The sequence below is a fragment of the Methylophaga frappieri genome (genome assembly GCF_000260965.1).
In the GTDB taxonomy this organism is placed as follows: domain Bacteria; phylum Pseudomonadota; class Gammaproteobacteria; order Nitrosococcales; family Methylophagaceae; genus Methylophaga; species Methylophaga frappieri.
Window position 1 is genome coordinate 1,106,954 of the sequence record NC_017856.1, and the last position, 19,279, is coordinate 1,126,232.

The 19,279-nt window shown below is 48.2% G+C and carries 14 protein-coding genes and 2 tRNA genes; 6 read left to right on the plus strand and 10 right to left on the minus strand.

The window, feature by feature from the left end:
• Positions 1–84: 84 nt before the first annotated feature.
• From Q7C_RS05130 to Q7C_RS05140, 3 genes are all read right to left on the minus strand, one after another.
• A complete protein-coding gene (locus Q7C_RS05130; protein WP_014703652.1) occupies positions 85–1,071 on the minus strand; it encodes a hypothetical protein in 987 nt (328 codons plus the stop codon).
• 124 nt (positions 1,072–1,195) lie between these two features.
• Positions 1,196–3,796, minus strand: coding sequence for a hypothetical protein (locus Q7C_RS05135; RefSeq protein ID WP_014703653.1), 2,601 nt, complete (start codon positions 3,794–3,796; stop codon positions 1,196–1,198).
• 65 nt (positions 3,797–3,861) lie between these two features.
• Positions 3,862–4,611, minus strand: a complete 750-nt coding sequence (locus Q7C_RS05140) for a hypothetical protein (RefSeq protein WP_041366559.1) — start codon at positions 4,609–4,611, stop codon at positions 3,862–3,864.
• A 240-nt stretch (positions 4,612–4,851) separates the two neighbouring features.
• Between Q7C_RS05140 and Q7C_RS05145 the strand changes: the two genes are divergently transcribed.
• Positions 4,852–5,232: a hypothetical protein gene (locus tag Q7C_RS05145; RefSeq protein ID WP_041366560.1), complete on the plus strand. Its 381-nt coding sequence runs from the start codon at positions 4,852–4,854 to the stop codon at positions 5,230–5,232.
• 107 nt (positions 5,233–5,339) lie between these two features.
• On the opposite strand, the gene Q7C_RS05150 is transcribed toward Q7C_RS05145, so the two are convergent.
• From Q7C_RS05150 to uvrC, 7 genes are all read right to left on the minus strand, one after another.
• Positions 5,340–6,032, minus strand: coding sequence for a nitroreductase family protein (locus Q7C_RS05150; protein WP_014703657.1), 693 nt, complete (start codon positions 6,030–6,032; stop codon positions 5,340–5,342).
• Positions 6,033–6,564: 532 nt separating this feature from the next.
• On the minus strand, positions 6,565–7,479 hold the full coding sequence (locus tag Q7C_RS05155; protein WP_050954390.1) for an alpha/beta hydrolase: 915 nt from the start codon (positions 7,477–7,479) through the stop codon (positions 6,565–6,567).
• Positions 7,480–7,482: 3 nt separating this feature from the next.
• Positions 7,483–8,103 (minus strand): phosphoadenosine phosphosulfate reductase domain-containing protein, encoded by a 621-nt coding sequence (locus tag Q7C_RS05160; protein ID WP_014703659.1) that lies wholly within the window; start codon positions 8,101–8,103, stop codon positions 7,483–7,485.
• Between the two features lie 479 nt (positions 8,104–8,582).
• Positions 8,583–8,656 (minus strand) — tRNA-Cys (locus Q7C_RS05165).
• 65 nt (positions 8,657–8,721) lie between these two features.
• Positions 8,722–8,797, minus strand: a tRNA-Gly gene (locus Q7C_RS05170).
• 38 nt (positions 8,798–8,835) lie between these two features.
• Positions 8,836–9,393, minus strand: coding sequence for a CDP-diacylglycerol--glycerol-3-phosphate 3-phosphatidyltransferase (gene pgsA, locus Q7C_RS05175; RefSeq protein ID WP_014703660.1), 558 nt, complete (start codon positions 9,391–9,393; stop codon positions 8,836–8,838).
• Between the two features lie 49 nt (positions 9,394–9,442).
• Positions 9,443–11,275 carry an excinuclease ABC subunit UvrC gene (gene uvrC, locus Q7C_RS05180; protein WP_014703661.1) on the minus strand — a complete coding sequence of 611 codons (1,833 nt, stop codon included), beginning with the start codon at positions 11,273–11,275 and terminating at the stop codon, positions 9,443–9,445.
• Between the two features lie 331 nt (positions 11,276–11,606).
• Here uvrC and mfd point away from each other — a divergent pair, with 331 nt between their 5' ends.
• The 5 genes from mfd to Q7C_RS05210 all read left to right on the plus strand — a co-directional run bounded on the left by mfd (position 11,607) and on the right by Q7C_RS05210 (position 19,272).
• Complete coding sequence (gene mfd / locus Q7C_RS05190; protein WP_014703664.1) at positions 11,607–15,080, plus strand: transcription-repair coupling factor; 3,474 nt, start codon at positions 11,607–11,609, stop codon at positions 15,078–15,080.
• A complete protein-coding gene (locus Q7C_RS05195; RefSeq protein ID WP_014703665.1) occupies positions 15,080–15,847 on the plus strand; it encodes a methyltransferase domain-containing protein in 768 nt (255 codons plus the stop codon). Before mfd ends, Q7C_RS05195 begins: the two co-directional genes overlap by 1 nt.
• Positions 15,848–15,924: 77 nt before the next feature.
• Positions 15,925–16,746: an ATP-dependent zinc protease family protein gene (locus tag Q7C_RS05200; protein WP_014703666.1), complete on the plus strand. Its 822-nt coding sequence runs from the start codon at positions 15,925–15,927 to the stop codon at positions 16,744–16,746.
• Positions 16,747–16,765: 19 nt separating this feature from the next.
• Entirely contained in the window at positions 16,766–18,280 is a 1,515-nt protein-coding gene (locus Q7C_RS05205; RefSeq protein WP_014703667.1) for an inactive transglutaminase family protein, read from the plus strand.
• Positions 18,277–19,272 carry an alpha-L-glutamate ligase-like protein gene (locus Q7C_RS05210; protein WP_014703668.1) on the plus strand — a complete coding sequence of 332 codons (996 nt, stop codon included), beginning with the start codon at positions 18,277–18,279 and terminating at the stop codon, positions 19,270–19,272. The genes Q7C_RS05205 and Q7C_RS05210 overlap by 4 nt, the downstream gene beginning before the upstream one ends.
• Positions 19,273–19,279 lie beyond the last annotated feature (7 nt).

Genomic DNA, 19,279 nt, shown 5'->3' on the forward strand with positions numbered 1-19,279 from the left:
CATATTGAGAAGTAACACGCATTTTTGCCACCTGCGTGAACAAGTCAGTTTCAAACAAAACGCATCAATAATGAATAACTGACCTTATTGTGCTTCCATTTTGATATTGAATAGCTGCGTGACAACTTGAGGGGTAATAACGCTAGTCATCATCGTCATCATGATGCTGTTCCCCCCGGGATGCGTTGATGCCACATCAACCTGCAGATAGGGTTGTGGGCTATCTATGGAAACCGCCAGCTTATCCGCGACCGTTTGTTTAAGATCGGCTGGTAAATAGCGCCAGGTGTCGACTGATTGCTGCGCCTGCTGCTTTAACTGTGTGCGAAAATCCGGTTCCGTCATATTTTCACGTGCCGCCGCGGAACGCACTAATGGTTCCCATGCGCCTTGATCCTGAAGCGTCAACTCAGAGTGGATCAAATTGAGCTGTGTCCACGCCAGTGCCAGTGCTGCGTGATTTTCCGGTTTCCCCAGTAAAATCAATTGTTGCCGCAAGTCGGGCACATTACTGAAATGGCCTTTCCAGCGAAAATCAGCCATAGAACGGCTACGACTATCGGCAGGATGATGAAACTGGCCTTCCATCTCCAACTGCAATTGCGATCGCGCTGCCAGATAATTCACCGTCAGTGTTTGCTGGTGTCCGATACGGCCGCTATTAATGCCCAGTGCTTGCAGGTAATAATTCAGTACATTTAACCGGTTTTGCTGATCAGTTAGTCGAATCAGTGTTACCACCGCATCATCAATATCGACCTGAAATGATTCGACAAAATCGCGCTCTTTATTTAACTCAATATTTTTTAGGGTAATAGCTTCAATCGCATGGGCGCGTCCGGCTTTATCACGAATACGAATATTGTCGACCTCGACACTGCGCGCGCTTGGTGAGGTTTTGACTTCGCCGACTTCAACCTGAATACCAGACTGATTCAGCTTGGTGACCAGCGCTTCAACCATCCCCCTAGCCACATCATCGGCACGTTGCGCAGCCCAAGCATGAACACTGAAAACGCCCACCATGAGTAAACTAGCGGCAACCAGAAAACGCGAACGAAACAAGGACACAGACGAACTCCGAAAATTAAATTTGGCATAGTATGACGCAGTCCGTTAAAACTGCGAAAAAATCTTATAAAAACCGATATTTAGACGCCACTTTTCCAGTGGTGTTCCCACTACTGACCATACCTTATTGGCGGAATTGTTCCAGCAACTGCAAACGCTGTGGCTCAGGCAAAGCCCGGAAGGTTGCAATATTTGCCTCGCGTATGGCGTCAGGCAAATTTTTGGCTTTCAGTAACGCATCCAGTTCAGCCGCCTGTGCGGCCAGTGTCTTGTCACCAGCGGTTTCTGATGCCGGCGATGGACAGGTTTGCCACGCTGTTTGGCATTGCGACTGACATGCAGTTTGTGCACTTTCCTGCTGATGCACAGCACAATCACAACGACAATGAGGCGTCGTAACCGCTGATGTTGACTCAGTCTGATTGCCACATCCTGACTTAAAGCCCATCGCACTCAGCTCCGCGTCCGTTATCCCGGCAGCACATAAATCGGCAGGTGGTGCCGACATATTTTCAATAATCGCCTGAATGGGGGCGGCACCAAAAGGCGTTGTTTTCAGGGTATTTTGTATCAACGCCTGTCGCGTTGATTGTTCATCCACCTGAAAGTCATCATCACCACGCCACGGACTGGGTATCAAAAATTCCCCGCGAATTTGGGTTGCCACGAGTGGTGCTTCATCTGGCCCGGGGTTTGCTTCATCAATCAAATCGGCTTCGAATGTTCCGCTTAGTTGGGTCGGGCTGTAGGTTTTAATATGCACGCGCCCATTAGGTGGCTGATGATAGGTTCGATTGCCATCACGCACTGTCGGACCATAAGCTCGATATTGATAGTGGCTATCGTTAGCTTTGGCAACGATCAACTCGGCATTATCAAATTGCCCACTAAAACCATAATCAATTTTTGGCACAGCAATCCGGATTTTTCTGCCATCAATCGCCGCTATTTCCTGATCCAGAATCGCGCTGACTTGGCGGATTTCATCAAGATTATTAGGGTTTACGCCAAGAAAACTTTGCGGCGACTCAAAGCTATCTGCGGCAAGCATAGCGCGTTGTGCCGGAAACCCGACTACCTGCAGATCAATCAACAATTGTGCATCACACAAATTCAGCTGTTTTTGGGTCAGGTTGCACTCGGTTGGATCAGCATAGTTTTTCCGGTTCGCTTTGCCGACCGGTGACAACTGCATCGCTGGATCACGTAAGGCATCTGCCTGTTTCTTTTCCGCCAATTTTTTACGCGTGGGTTTGGTTGGGTTCGGTTTGCCCGAGGAGGCAGGCGGTGTCATTTGTTGCGGCCCATAAATGCCCGGCAACACGGGGCCTACCTCGCCCCCACCCAGCGTAAATCGATAATTACCCGCCATAATCTGAAAGTCTGGCGTGACAGACTGACTGCGTTCCGGCTCACTAGCCATATTGGCCACAACAAACGTCATTCGCGTATTTTTCAAGGCGGGAAAGGTCCAAGAGGCAACGACTTGAACCGCATAATCTTCGCTACGACTCGAAAGAATCGGGGCGCTTAGAAATGAACCATCCTGCATACCAATACGCAACTGCTGCATGGCCTTGACATCAGTCCCTACCAATTCAATTTTAATCGCCGACTGATTGGTGTTCGGATCAACCATGATAAAAAAACATGCTGCCCCGTTTTCCTTGATAACAATTTGATGTTGCAGTGAATCAAAGTCACTGACATGCCCCACAAATGGACATCGGCCAAATAGCCGTTTCAACCACCGCGGCTCCCACTCTGTCGGGTCTGGAATAAAACTTAACTGCCCGACACGCGTATGAAGAATTTCTGCGAAGGTCGTGACAAAACCTGAGTAAGCTGTTGCCAGATTAGTCCGAATATGCGGATACGTTCGCATCCAGCGATTCAGCCATTTGATTTCATTGTCTGGGGTGAGTTTGTCTGTATAAGGGGTATTTAACAGATCGGCAAGATAACGATAATCTTCATCCGCTGGCGCTGCCCCCGGATGTACTATGCCTTGACGCGAAGCAGCCGACACCTCTGCCAAATAACGCCAGAAAGAGCTCGTCAAATACCCACCTAACGCATCTTCTGGCTTGTTTAGCGGCGTGTTGTAGCCGCGAGCACCATACAATTTTATCGTCTGAATATTACGACGCTCCAACTTAAACTGTGTCTTTCTCAGTTTATTGCTGGCAAAGTAAGCCACCGCGTCCGCTGTTCCCTCACTAATCCAATCGCTTAACCCGCATTGAGTATGAGAATCTGAAGCTCTTTGCACAGCATGGAACAATTCATGAGCCAGCGTCTGATAAGCCGCATCGGACACCTGCTTGCCTTTATATCGGTTAAAGGTATTGATATTCAACACTTTCCGCGAGGTAACAGGCATCGCACATGGCTTGCCAGAGCTGTACCAGCCACCCGGACCATTTTCAGTAGGATAAACGTAGACTCGGATAACTTTTCTGCCATTTTTGCCGATCACCACTGAGTCAATCGCCCCTTTGGCGACCGGGTCAGCAAAACCCAACTTTGCGTATAACTTGGCAGTCTGACCTAAAAATTCTTCAATATCCTGAATCATTTCATCAGATAAGGCAGGCTGAATCGACGCGCTTTCTTCAGCGATCCAGTCATGTTCATCTACCGGCGCATCACCATACAGTTCAAACTCAGTCACTTGCCAGGTTTGACCATAAGCCGGTGCTGGCAACACTGCTTGCCACAGCATTAAAACAAACCCTAGTGTCAGAACCACGTAGGGGTGAACGCTTCGCAAGCAGCTTGCTTGAGTCGTCATTGCAACGGTGCTGGCAAGCAATCAGCGTAATCTGACGGCAAATCACCTACCCGTACCAGAGGGTTGGCAATACCCTCAATATCATGCGTAAAAGCAACCGCCTGCTGTTGCGGGTTTAATTCAAACGCCACCGCAAAATCGGTAAAGCTATCTGAATAGGTGAACACGGTATCGGTAGCACTGCGCATTCGCCATGGGGCAAGATCAGCCCATATCGGTGACATAGCTAGCAACCCATCACACGTTTTGCCAACAAATATACTTTTGGCTGGCGGGTCTCCGGCTTTGGCGTATAAGCCTGAAAATCGATCCAAGTCTGTCCGAGCCTTGCCTTTTTTCTGTTGATTAATCGCCATTGCCTGCTGCGTATCGTCCGCATTGGCTTGCGTTTCTTGTTTGGTAACAGCCTCATTAATCGCCGCCGAGTGATCCTGATAATCAATCATATTTTCCAACTGCTGTTGATTAAGCTGATCTTGTAAGACTTGACCATTGATATTGCCAAACACCGAAATAGCCGCCATATCGCCGGTCTGTGCTACCTCCTGCATCAAGACCATCAATTCGGTGGGGTTTGCGTCATATTCCGCTTTGTCGGCTGGCCAGATTTGCTCAAACTTTGCGCTGACCGCCTCAATGCCACCCGTGGTGTAAGCAGCGCGAAGTGTCTCTGCCAAAGACACTTTATCAGCAGCAATAACCGCCAAGCTCAGACAGATTAAGACACTCCCGATTAAAAGCTTCATTCTCCCCACCTCCCTGGTTAACCAGTACTGATTGACTATGCTTTTCACGCTCAGCGGATGATCACGTTTGCCTGGCAACGAGCATGAAGTTGCAAACAAACTCGTAGAGTGCTTAAGTACATCCTAACCTAAGCAACAATGACGATGCCACAAAATAAGATATTTTTAACTTTTTATTCAGTCAGTTACCTTTAACTCTTAAGCCAACGACTCTCACCAGTTTATTAAAGGATCCCCCTCATGAAACCTTTCTACATTTATACTGGATTCACTTTAGCGCTATTGCTCACAGCTTGTGGCACAGATGAGGACACCACTGCCAACTCAACAAGCAACACGCCGCTGATTCAGTGGTGTATGGAAACAGAAAGCCAAGCTATTTGTGATTGTGCGGATGCGTCGCTGCGAGCGGAAGCCATAAAAAAAGATTATGAAATCTACACAAGTCTGGCGCCGCTCTACCTGGAACAACGTGCCTCCGGTGCATCGCGTGTCGACGCCTTTGACACGGCCAGCGCACAAATCGCAGATGAACAAAGCATGACAGCTGGCGAATTACGTCAGATAACTAACCGAATAGGCATGCAGCACCGCGCCTTAATCAAAGTTTGCTCAAGTTGAACAGCAATGTGAAAGCGCAATTAAAACTGACTTGAGCCGCCAAGGCCAGTAAAGTCGAATTGATAACCTGCCATGGCGCAGCAGCAGGCAGGTCAATAAAATTAACCTCAGGGCAGCGTTGCTGGCAATGCTTCAATCTCTCTTATCCAGTCCAGCGAGCGACTGTCACGCAGCTTACCGGGCTTGCGTTGCTTACACGCATCAGGCAATTCGGGATATTCAATAAATACGGCTGCCAGCAGGCGTTCATTATTAGGAATACCAAAATAATCAAACATGGTCCGCTCACGCAATTTGCCGCCACTCGACCAATAATTACCCATCTCGTGAGCGGTTAACATCAGTAATAAGTTTTGCACCATGGCAGAAGCAGCGGCCAGATGTTCCTCATCAATATTGATTTCTTTTTGTCGGCTGGCGGGCTGGGCTGGCAATCCTTGCTCATCCACGCGGTAATAACCCGGCAACCAGGTCACTAATACCAGCGCATGACATCCCGCTATTAACGCGGCCTCTGACTTGGCATCCGGCAGACTGTCACGCATAAACTGCGCCGCCGCCTGCAACTTTTCATCCCACAGCACATGCGCCCGCCAAGGCTCGACAATGCCATCTGCACTGCGTGGGTAATGAAATGGCGCCCAACCCGCCGCCTTGATCGCATCACGAACTAACGGATTGTATTTTTCAGCTAAGGCAATCGGTACAGATTGACGGCTATCTATATCATGGCAAAGTACTTTTTCTGTCTTGCGACGCCGCATCACCGCCTCAACTACTGCCGCCTGATTTTCGTTCATGATGCTCCTTTATAAATCCTACGTTTAACAACAAGTTACTGATTCAGCGTATTCTTTTTAAAATTTGCAGCCAGCTCAAATTCGCTAAACAGGAAGTGCCCTCCCAATTTTTAGCGGGTTGAATAGACACCAATTCTTTAAGCCCTTATCAGCCGTTTCTGAAACCAATTTTCAAACTCTACAGGCGACAACTGATTATTGAAACTATATTGTCGTTTTGAGTTATAAAGCATCTTGATGCAATCGAATATGTCGCCTCTTAATCGCCATTTCTAGCGCATGTTGGTGTGTTTGATTTACCGTGCGCGTTGTCCTGAGTCCTCTTTCAATAAAATGGTCGACCGGCTTAACCAAAAGTGGCTGATGTAAGGACTTGACGATTTATTGGCCTGTCTATTCAGAATAGCGGCAGGTAGGTTTGAAACCTCATCACTTAATCCGCTATGCCCTAAGATGACCTGAGTATCAGCGCTGGGATTGATAATGAGCAAGCGGTTCCGTGCGATTCAGTAGAGTCTAACCTAATAAGTCATTAATCCGTTTTGACTGAAGCAGTCAGGTCACTGAACCAACGCAATGCGGATACCATGGAGGGTTTGAATAACGGCCCGTGAGTCAGTTGGTATCCCTGATAGACCGCACTGACATTTTCCATTTTATCCAACGCCGAGACCAAGCGCTGGTTAGTGCCGGTGACATCATATTGGAAACGCGCTGTTGATGGGGATACGGGCGGTTTTTTTAGCTTTTCACCGTGCATTAACAGCAGCTGGGTCGTTGCTGTAACCACATCGTTATCGGCAAAGCCTTCCAACTGTGCTATCTGCTCACCATTCATCCACCAGAAAGCAGGATCGGCACTGGCATAAAAGCGGAATGGGCTATCGGTTTTTTGCATAGCGTATAAAACAAACAAACCGCCAAACGAGTGGCCCCAAATGCCTTGTTGTTGACGATTCAGCGTGACCGTTTTTTCGACCAATGGCTGAATTTTGTCGTTCAGCAAGGCAAAAAAGTCATCCGCCCCACCGCCCTGCCATTTGCCAATTGTGGTTTGACCATTATTGCCTTTAGGCGTGTAGTCGCGTGTTCTGGCTGGCAAATCAAAACGCAGATCGGTGTCGTATCCCAACGCAACAATCACTGGCGGATTGTTTGCCAGCTGAGCCAGCAGACTGTCACTCAGATCCGCAATCACCGCATTACCATCCAATAAGTAGAGGACGGGAAACCCGTGCTCAGGAACGGCGGTTTTAGGGACAGCAATCGTGACGCGATAATGTCGCTGGCCGTCTATCGAATCCAGCATCATTTGGCTGAATTGATAATGATCCGAGCCACTGTCAACGATGGTGGTACCAACCGGTTTAGTAAAATCCGGTGCAGCGTGGGTCAGCATCGACACAAAACCGAAGCTACACAGCCATAAACAGCGCAATAGTTTCATCAATTACAGCTGTGTATGCAACCCGCACTCGCGGTTGTTCAATCCCTTAGTGGGATCAAAATAATTGGTCACATTCGGCAAATCATGCTTCTGTAAGTAAGCGTCCATATCGGCTTCTTTCCAATGCAGCAACGGCGCTACCTTGATAACACCATCAGGACCGTTACCGAAGATACCCATATTTTGTCTGAATTCGGTTTGCTCACTGCGGACTGCCGTTAGCCAGACATCGGGACTTTGATCTTGCATTGCCCGCGCAAACGGTTCCAGTTTAAATAACTGGGTAAAGCGCTCATGTCGCTCATCGTCTACCTCTGGAATGCCGCCATGCGCACAATCCCAACGCATTGACGTCATGGTCGGGGTGTAAACCTCAATATCCAGTTGCAATGATTCGATCAGTTTTTCAGCCACCAGATAGGTTTGACGCGTGTTGTAACCTGAATCGACCCAAATCACTTTCACGCCTGTCTGGATCTGCGACACCATATGTAAAATGACCGCTTCATGTGGGCCAAAATGAGTTGATATCAATGGCTTACTGGCTTTTCCCAATGACCATTCAATAATCTCCTGTGGTGTGGCATCCGCCAACTCCTTGTTTGCACTGGCAATATCTATCATCTGTTGTTACCTAAAAAAATGGCCTGCATGAGGAGGCCGGATTGTCGTTGCTTTTTATACTAACCATTATCGCTGGTCGGCGCTATCCAGATACGCGTCTTTTAACGTGCTATAACTCTGACAAGCCTACTGAAAATAGTTCAGTTCTGCTACGGTCGAAGGTCGCAGTTGTTTGGCCTAAAGAAATCCCGATCCCACTCGTTCTCCCGGCGGCACCAGCGTCCCAGCATCAATTCATAACGGCTACCCTTCCGGTTGATTTGGCTAGCGAAGGAGTGAGCCGTTTGATTATGGCGTCTGGGAAATGTTCAATTTGAACTGCACGGACTATTGTAGACAAGTTTCGGCTATGACTTAAGTATATATAGAAATCAGAAGTGGCGATTCGATTGCTGAAACAGCTAAGGAGCACAACACCATTTGGAGTTGTTGGTACAGATTGCTTTCGGGATGACTTGGGACGGTGTGAAATTCAGAAATGGAGGCTGGGGTCGGAATCGAACCGGCGTACACGGAGTTGCAGTCCGCTGCATAACCACTCTGCCACCCAGCCAGAGATGTATTTCAGACTAAAAAGCCGCAGTAGTAACTTGACTGACCGCGGCTTTTTAATGTTCTTGGAGCGGGAAACGAGGTTCGAACTCGCGACCTCAACCTTGGCAAGGTTGCGCTCTACCAGCTGAGCTATTCCCGCTTAGGAAGTCGTGCATTATAGGCGGTTAAAATTATCTGTCAAGCCTTATCTACCAAGACCGGCAGCGCCGCTTTGAGATAACGAATCATTGACCATAAAGTCAGAATCGCCGCCAGATATAACAGCCCCACGCCGATCTCAAAAACTGGCAACCCAAACAGCGGCTTATAAAATATTAAGCAACCGATGGCGATCATCTGGAACGTTGTTTTCCACTTGCCCATTGCTGATACCTGCACGGTACTACGAGCGCCTAATTCGGCCATCCATTCGCGCAGTGCGGAAATCATTATTTCTCGAAAAACGATGACAATAACGGGCAGTAAGATGAACCAAGTCGGCGTTTTAAACAAAATGAGTAGCAGGGTCACTACCACGATGAGTTTATCGGCAACGGGATCAATAAAAGCGCCAAATGCGGAAGTTTGCTGCCAACGGCGTGCCAGATAACCATCCAGCCAATCCGTTATCGCCGCAAAAATAAAGACGCCTGTGGCCGCTAAAGGCGCAGCAGGATGGGGCACAAAATAAAGCACCATCAGCACTGGAATCAAAAAAACGCGCAGCAAACTGAGCCAGTTGGGAATATTGAGCATGTCAGATAATCTTCGTAAAAGTCCCGATTATGGTAGCACTATGCTTCAATCAGGTGTCAGGGTGAAAAGTGTCATAAATTTTTTGCGCCAGAGATTGGCTAATGCCCTCCACCCGAGCCAAGTCTTCTACGCCTGCGCGCTGAACCTCCTGTAGCCCACCAAATTGCTGCAGAATTTTCTGGCGTCGTTTAGCACCTAATCCCGGAATTGCTTCCAGACTCGATGTTTTGCGGGCTTTGGCTCGTCTCGCCCTATGACCGGTAATGGCGAAACGATGCGCTTCGTCCCGAACCTGCTGCAATAAGTGTAAGGCCGACGAATCGGCTGGCAAGGTCACCTCACCAGCGCGGCCAACCAGAAACAAGGTTTCTTCGCCCGGACGGCGTTCCGGCCCTTTGGCAATACCCAGTATCGGTAAATCGGACAAGTTAAGCTCCGCCAACACATTTTGTGCTTCGGAAATTTGTCCTTTACCTCCATCTATTAATAGCAGATCAGGCCGTTTGCCCTCGCCTTTTTGTAATCGCGTAAACCGACGGTTAAGCGCTTGATTCATGGCTGCATAATCGTCACCGCCAGTAATACCTTCGATATTAAATTTACGGTAATCGGCTTTGATCGCGCCCTCCAGACCAAACACCACGCAGGAAGCCACGGTTTTTTCCCCGCGCGTGTGACTAATATCAAAACATTCGATCCGCTTGGGTAGCTCATCCAGTTGCAGCGCATCTTGCAACGACTCAAAACGCTGCAACAAATTAGCACGGCTGCTTAATCGATGCGTCAGGCTAATATCGGCATTAGTCTGCGTCATTTTTAACCAGCGTGTTGCATTACCCCGTTGCGGTTGACGAAGGCTGACCTTATGACCGGATTCTGATTGCAAGACTGCTTGCAGCAGCTCCTGATCCACAAGCGCCTCGCTGATCAGGATTTCGGCGGGTACATCTTTACCCAGATAATATTGCGGAATAAATGCAGACAATAACTCGCTTTCATTGACCTCGGCGGATCCTTTGGGGAAATAGGATTTACTGCCCAAATTGCGGCCACCACGAATAAAACTGACTTCAACCACGGCAACGCCATCACGAATCAACGCCGCCAGCACATCAAAGTCACCCTGCATGGTGCTGACATACTGGCGTTCCTGAACCCGTCTCAGGCTGATAATTTTGTCGCGAATGGCAGCAGCCTGCTCAAACTGCAGCGCTTCGGCAGCCGTGTTCATCTGCGCGCTCAAATCATCCATGACTTGCTGGTTTTTACCTTCCAGAAACAGAATCGTGTGCTGCACATCTCGCTGGTATTCGGCTTCAGATACCAAGTCTACGCAAGGTGCAGTGCAGCGCTTGATTTGATATTGCAAACAGGGCCGACTGCGATTTTCGTAAAAGCTATCTTCACACTGCCTCACTGGAAATAGTTTTTGTAGCAGGTTCAGACTTTCTCGAACCGCGCCGGCACTTGGATAAGGGCCAAAGTACTTACCCGCTTTTCGTTTTGCGCCTCGATGAACACTCAATCTGGGGAAACGGTCACCGGAAATCAATAAATAGGGATAACTCTTGTCATCACGCAGTAGCACGTTATAGCGCGGCATGAGCGCTTTAATCAGATTATTTTCCAGAATCAGCGCTTCGTTTTCCGTATGCGTGACCGTGGTGTTGATATCCGCTATTTGAGCAACCATTACACGCGTTTTAGCGGTGAGCCCCGTTTTACGAAAATAGCTGCCAACCCGTTTCTTGAGGTTTTTGGCTTTACCAACGTAAATAACGTCACCTGCGCCATCAACCATTTGATAAACACCCGGCCGACTGGTCAGATTTTTAACAAATCGTTCTGCGTCAAAAGTGGGCTTTGACTGCGTTTGGGTCATTTATTCAGACAAATCCAATTTGTTATCCGGGTGATACTGACGTTGATAGCAGCGATGTGCCTGCACAAAACTATTGACGGCCAGACCCAACAAAATCAGGCCGCCGATCACCGCTGGTACATCCTGATAAAAAAATAAAACATGGTCAGCGCAGCCAGTAATTCAAGTGTGCCGATTACTTTCAGCAACACCACATTTTCAATACGTTTCACGAGTTTTTTGCTCCTTTGCAAATACCATGATTTCGTCATGATGGTTTTTCAAGTCACAAAAACGACGCTGTTCCGCCATCGCTTTTGTGGGAAAATACCCTGTTTTTTACCTGATTGTCATGCGAGGGGGCAATTTGTCTGCCAGTCTGCTTCAACCTGAATTACCGCTTAATGCCAATGATAAACGTCTAGCTGGTCAGCTTTACGGTAGCGCCGCCGGTTTATTACTGGCTAATGCTGCATTGCAGCATGATGGGCCATTGTTAGTGATTACCGATGACATGACGCGCGCGCAGCGACTGGAAACCGAAATCCGTTTTTATCTCGGTGCAGAAAATCTGCCCATTTTGCACTTTCCGGATTGGGAAACACTGCCATACGACACCTTTTCGCCGCATCAGGATATTATTTCAGAACGTCTGCAAACCTTACACCAGTTACCTGACTTTCATCGTGGGATTTTACTGGTTCCCGTTGCCACCATTATGCAACGTATTGCACCGGCTGGATTTTTAGAGGGGCATCGACTCCAGCTGGCTGTGGGCGACACATTGGATATCGACAGTTGGCGGCTGAGGTTGGAAAAATCAGGCTATCGTCACGTTTCACAAGTCGTTGAACATGGCGAGTTTGCGGTACGCGGGGCCATTATTGACCTGTACCCAATGGGAAGTCGCTGGCCGTACCGTATTGATTTATTTGATGATGAAATCGATACATTGCGTACTTTTGACCCCGAAACGCAGCGCTCAGTTGACACTATTGACCGTATTAATCTGTTGCCTGCCCGCGAATTTCCGGTTAACGAAGACAGTATCAAGCTTTTTCGTCAGCAATATCGGACGCAATTTGATGGTGACCCGCAAAAAAGTCTGATTTATCGTGAAGTTAGTGAAGGTAACCTACCGGGCGGCATCGAATTTTATTTACCACTCTTTTTTGAGCAAACCGCTTGCTTGACTGATTATCTGCCCGAAAATACGCTGCTTATTCACAGCAATGATACCGTCCAGGCCGCCGAAGCTTATTGGCAAGAAATTGATATCCGCTATCAACAGCACCGCGTCGACCCAAACCGACCACTATTGCCCCCAACAGCTGTGTTTGTGCCGGTCGATGATCTGTTTGCCCGTTTCAAACGCTGGCCGCGACTGCAGTGTCAAAATTTTGAATTAGAAGCAGCGGCAGCGCATCATAATTACGCCAGTGTCTCACCACCACAATTAACGCTGAATTCACGTCAGGAAAAGCCTTGCGAATTGCTAGAAAATTTTCTGGCGAGTTTCGATGGCCGGGTTTTAATTGCAGCAGAGTCAGCTGGCCGCAGAGAAACATTGCTCGACTTGTTGCGGAAAAATCAACTTCAGGCCAAGCCCATCGACAATTGGCAGGCATTTTTAAACGATGCGGCGAATTTGTGCATTACGGTAGCGCCGCTGGAGCAAGGCCTGTATTTGCCAAGTCGAAATCTGGCCGTCATTGCCGAAACGCAATTGTTTGGTCAGCAGGTGATGCAACGGCGGCGAAGAAGCCGGAAAAAGCGTGATTCTGATGCCATTATTCGCAATCTTGCTGAGTTGTCACTTGGTGATGCCGTTGTCCACGAAGATCATGGTGTCGGCCGTTATTTAGGTTTGCAAAAACTGGATGTCGGCGATGTCGAAGCAGAATATGTCACGCTGGAATATGCCAAAGGCGACAAACTATATGTACCGGTCGCCTCGTTGGAGCTCATCAGCCGATACTCTGGCGCGGCACCCGAGCTAGCACCGTTACATCAACTCGGCACAACACAATGGGAAAAAGCACGTCGCCGGGCGGCTGAGAAAGCTCGTGATGTCGCGGCTGAATTACTGGATATTTACGCCAAACGCGCTGCCAATAAAAAAGATCCCATGGCAGCACCAGATAACCATTACGATGCGTTTTCAGCCGCATTTTCCTTTGAAACCACGCCGGATCAGCAAGATGCTATTGATGCCGTTGTGGCCGATTTGCAGTCAGATACGCCCATGGATCGGCTGATTTGCGGCGATGTTGGCTTTGGAAAAACCGAAGTAGCAATGCGGGCGGCTTTTTTGACAGTGCAGTCGGGCAAGCAGGTTCTGGTTCTTGTACCGACCACCTTATTAGCACAGCAACACTACGAAAACTTTAAAGATCGGTTTGCCGATTGGCCCGTAAAAGTCGAAGTGCTATCACGGTTTCGCAGTAAAAAACAACTCGATAACGTTAAATCCGCCATTAGCGATGGCACGGCCGATATTATCATCGGCACGCACAAACTTTTGCAGCAAGATATTCAGCCCAAGCGGCTAGGTTTATTTGTACTCGACGAAGAACATCGCTTTGGTGTCACGCAAAAGGAGCAGCTGAAAAAATATCGCACGCATATTGATGTGCTGACACTGACGGCAACGCCCATTCCGCGTACCTTGAATATGTCAATTTCTGGCATTCGGGATTTGTCGATTATCGCCACTGCACCTGCACGCAGGTTGGCGATTAAAACTTTTGTGCTGCAATGGCAGGCTGACAAGGTTCGCGAAGGCATGTTACGCGAGATCAAACGCGGCGGTCAGGTATATTATCTTTACAATAAAGTTGAAGATATTGACCGGGTGGCGCGCGAGCTTGAAAGTCTGATGCCCGAAGCCCGAATTGGCATTGCTCACGGCCAGATGCGCGAACGTGAGCTAGAGCAAGTGATGCTCGACTTCTATCATCAGCGTTTCAATGTACTAGTCTGTACGACCATTATCGAAACCGGCATTGATGTGCCCTCAGCCAATACCATTTTTATTGATCGCGCCGATAAGTTGGGCTTGGCGCAGCTGTACCAAATCCGAGGCCGGGTTGGCCGAAGTCATCATCGTGCTTATGCCTATTTAATTACGCCACCGCAAACAGCAATGACATCGGATGCGATTAAACGTTTAGAAGCGATTGAATCTATTGAAGATTTAGGCGCAGGCTTTACGCTGGCAACGCACGATATGGAAATTCGCGGTGCCGGTGAATTATTAGGCGATGAACAAAGTGGCCAAATGCAGGAAATTGGCTTTGGTCTGTATAACGAGATTCTGGAACGGGCGGTGAAAGCGCTGAAATCAGGTCAAACGCCTTCTATCGATACAATAGATCGTCATATGGTCGAAATTGATCTGCATGTGCCGGCCTTGATCCCGTCAGATTATCTGCCGGATGTGCATAATCGACTGGTGCTCTACAAACGCATTGCTGCTGCACCAGATAAAGAAGCGCTACACGAATTGCAGGTTGAAATGGTCGATCGGTTTGGCTTATTGCCAGACCAGGTAAAAACATTATTTGCCGTGCACGAAATGCGTTTGAAAGCCAAAGCCGTGGGTATTCGCAAAATTGATGTTTACGATCAGGGTGGTCGATTAATTTTCGATGAAAAACCCCATATCGAACCGATTCGAATCATTGAGCTGATTCAAAAACAACCGAGTCGTTTTAAACTCGATGGACAGGACAAGTTAAAATTTAGTGGCGATATGCCAGACGCTGATAGCCGCATTGTGGCTCTTGATAATCTGCTAGATAGTCTATTGGCCCCCGCTGCCTGATGCAGGATCGTAATTTTGATGATTTAGCGGCACGTTTTCGTGATCGTATCTACGATACAGAAAAAGGCCGCTGGCGGCTGACATTGCTAAAAGAGGATTTGGCCGAACTGGCAAAAAATGACCCGTTACAAATTTGGGATGCCGGTTGTGGCCTGGCGCAAATCAGTTTGTGGTTAGCAAAACAAGGCCATCACCTGACGTTATGTGACATCTCAGCAACACTATTGGACGAAGCTAAATCACGTTTTCATCAAGCAAACTGTGACGGCCAATTTCATCAACAACCGGCTCAATCTTTAGCGAACGCCTTACCCGAGTTTGATATGGTAATTAACCACGCTGTGCTCGAATGGTTGGCCGATCCCGTTGCTGGCTTGGAAGTAATTGCTAAAAAAGTGCGACCAGAGGGCTATTTATCCTTGATGTTCTACAATCGAAACGCCATGGTGTATCAAAATGTGCTGCGCGGTGGTTGGCGTTTACAATCGATCATTGATGATCGTTATATCGGCAAAGGTAATCGGCTGAGTCCACCGCATCCGCTATACCCGCATGAGGTACAAGCAAAATTGCAGGCGCAGGGTTTTGAAATCATTAAACATACCGGCATTCGGGTATTTAGTGATTATTTGTCAGCCGAATCCAAAGCCAACAGCCAGCCGGCTGAATTACAACAACTGGAAGCACAATATTGCCGAATGCCGGCTTATCGTGATTTGGGTCGATATGTGCATTTTCTGGCAAAAAAAACCGCCAGTCCTGCTTAGGTAACAGGTACAATCGATAAATTTATAAACTGAAATCAGTTAGATAATCAGACAACTTTTGGTGGTGTTGAAAACACATGAATAAACTGAAACTCTCCTTAATGATGGTGACAGCCAGCATCATGACTGGCTGTTTACAACAACCGCAAAACTCGCTGACACCAGCACAGCTACAAACGGCGCTTCTCGAAGCGGAAAACCGGATGGAAGAAAAGTGGCGTAATCACTGCACCACACTCATTGATAACCAGAAAACGAATTACGCCGGTCTGAATGACATAAAAAGCGGCCAAAAAGGATTAAATCGAAAATTAGATGAAATCAGCCAGCAACTCAACGAGCAGCCAGAGCCGGTAGTCATCACGTCCCCCTCCGAACCGGCCAAAAGTTGTCCTACTGTCGCACCAGCGACCGTCAACGACAAACTGATTTTGGGAAGAACGGAATGGATTTGGCTGGAACCAGTGAACCGGGTTTTTCGGGCTCGAGTTGACTCTGGCGCGACCACATCATCTCTTTCCGCACACCATATCGTGGAGTTTGAACGTGATGGTCAGCGCTGGGTGCGTTTCAACATGGTTCCGGATGATGATGTTGATGATAGCTACGAAGTTGAAGCACCGCTGGTTCGGGTTGCCAAAATCCGCCAGGCTTCCAGTGATGAACTGGATCGCCGACTGGTTGTCGAGTTAACGATGAAAGTGGGTGATTTTACCGATACCGCTGAGTTCACTTTGACGGATCGCACAGCAATGACCTACCCCATTTTATTAGGACGTGAATTTCTTCGGGATATCGCATTGATTGATGTGGCAAAAAGTTATCATCAACCAAAACCGGAGCCGATTCAGGGGCGACCGGAAAGCGCACCGGATGCTGACGTAGAAACCGATAATTAAGCGTAGTTAAGGATCCTTTATGGCTTCACGCACCCCCTTTTATATTCTGGTTGGATTGCTGTTGATAGCTGGGACGGCGCTGACTTTGCACCGTCATTTGGCATTAGACATTCCTTGGTTACCAGGCGAAACCCGCCAAACTTGGTCAATTGAAGCCAAAGTAGATTTTGTTGCTGAAGGTGAAGAGGTGATTGCCGCGCTAGCAATTCCGGGCACCCAGCCCGGTTTTACACAGTTAAACCAGCAAACTGCTAGCCCTGGCTATGGCCTGGCCTATGAAGAACGAGCCACCGGACGCCGCGTTGAATGGTCTATTCGTGAAGCAACGGGTAACCAGTCACTTTATTACAAAGTGGATATGCTGACCGATCCTTATGCTGTGCCTTCAACGCCAATGGTGCCACCGGAAAATAAGACGGTCGTTGAAAAAGAACCCTATGCTACCGCTGCGCAAGAACTGCTGACCGGTGCAACGGCCCGTTCGGCCTCGCCTTACACATTGGCGCGCGAGTTAATTGTCGAGTTCAATAATCAAAAACAAACCGCAGAACTGTTGGCTCAGGTCAAACCTAGAACAGCCTGGCTGGTTCAATTACTACAACAGTCCGGTATTGCCGCCCGACAAGTGCATGCGCTTGAATTGGAAGATGGCCGCAGACGGCAACAGTTAATTGATTATCTTCAGGTTTTTGAAGACGATACCCATTATGCCTTGTTTAATCCGCTTACTGGGAAACAGGGCCAACCGGAAAACCTGCTGTTATGGCAATATCATTCCGGCCCCGTGCTCGAAGTGATTGGCGGTAGTAATTCAAGCGTGACCTTTTCGATGATCGAACAGGAACAGCCATTTGGCGTGGCGCTCAATCAAAAGTTTGCTGACCATCAATTATTAAACTTTTCCCTTTACGATCTGCCCATCGAGGAACAGGCATTATTTAAAAATATCCTGCTGATACCCGTAGGTGTTCTGATGGTGGTATTGATGCGTATCCTGATTGGTATCAAGACATCGGGGACATTTATGCCTGTCTTGATCGCACTTGCCTTTATTCAAACCAGCTTAACCACAGGCTTAGTTGGTTTTCTGCTGATTGTTGGCGCGGGTTTAATTATTCGCTCATATTTGTCATACCTTAACCTGCTCTTGGTTGCCCGAATATCGGCGGTCATTATTATGGTGATCGGCATGATCGCCATGTTCTCGATCATTGCTTATAAAGTCGGCTTGACGGAAGGCATGAAAATCACCTTTTTCCCGATGATTATTCTGGCATGGACCATTGAACGGATGTCGATTTTATGGGAAGAGGAAGGTGCCAAAGCGGTCATGGTTCAAGGCGGCGGCTCACTATTGGTGGCAATTGTTGCCTATCTGGTTATGAACAATGATTTGGTCAGACATTTGACCTTTAACTTCTTAGGTATTCAGTTAATTCTGATGGCCTTTACCTTGATGGCAGGCAGCTATACCGGCTATCGACTCTTGGAGTTGAAACGGTTCAAACCATTGACCGAGATTGATAAACCATGACCGGTCCACTCACTTGGCTTCGTAACCTCAAAAAAGACTACGTTCACCCCAACAAGTTACATAAAATTGGGGTCATGGGGATGAATCAGCGCAATATTTCTTATATTAGCCGCTATAATCCGCGTCATTTGTATCCACTGGTGGATGACAAATTAAAAACCAAGGAAATTGCGCTGGAAGCCGGCGTGAAAGTGCCGGATTTGATTGGCACCATTGATCACCAGCATGCGGTTAAGGAATTAGGCAATTTGCTGCCCCACAATCGCGGATTTTGCATCAAGCCCGCTAACGGCTCTGGTGGGAAAGGGATTCTGGTGGTGACCCGCCAAGATGAAAATGGCTATCGGAAATCCAATGGTCAATATGCAACGATTGGCGATTTAGAACGTCATGTATCGAATATTCTGGCAGGTCTGTTTTCGTTGGGTGGCAAGGCAGATGTCGCGATCATTGAAGACTTGATTCACTTTGATGATTGTTTCAGCGGCTTCAGTTATGAAGGTGTACCGGATACCCGCGTTGTCATTTTTAAAGGCTTTCCGGTCATGGCAATGATGCGGCTTTCCACGCGCGATTCCAATGGCAAAGCCAATCTGCATCAAGGGGCCGTGGGTGTCGGGCTGGATATTGCTGATGGACACGCCTTACGCGCAGTGCAATTTGATAAGCCTGTCCTACAACATCCGGATACCGGCATTAATTTGATGAGCCTGCAAATTCCGCATTGGGAAACGCTGCTTAATCTTGCTGTTTCCTGTTATGAAATGTCCGGCCTGGGTTATCTTGGTACCGACATTGTGTTGGATCGCTACCAGGGCCCGATGCTGCTGGAACTGAATGCGCGCCCAGGCCTGACCATTCAGATTGCCAATGGCACAGGCCTGTTGCCACGTTTGCAGCACATTGAAAGTCTGGGGAAAAAACAGCGCATGAAGCCGGAAGACCGGGTTGCCTATGCACGTGAACATTTCGGGGTAAATATTAACGTTTAGCGGGAGC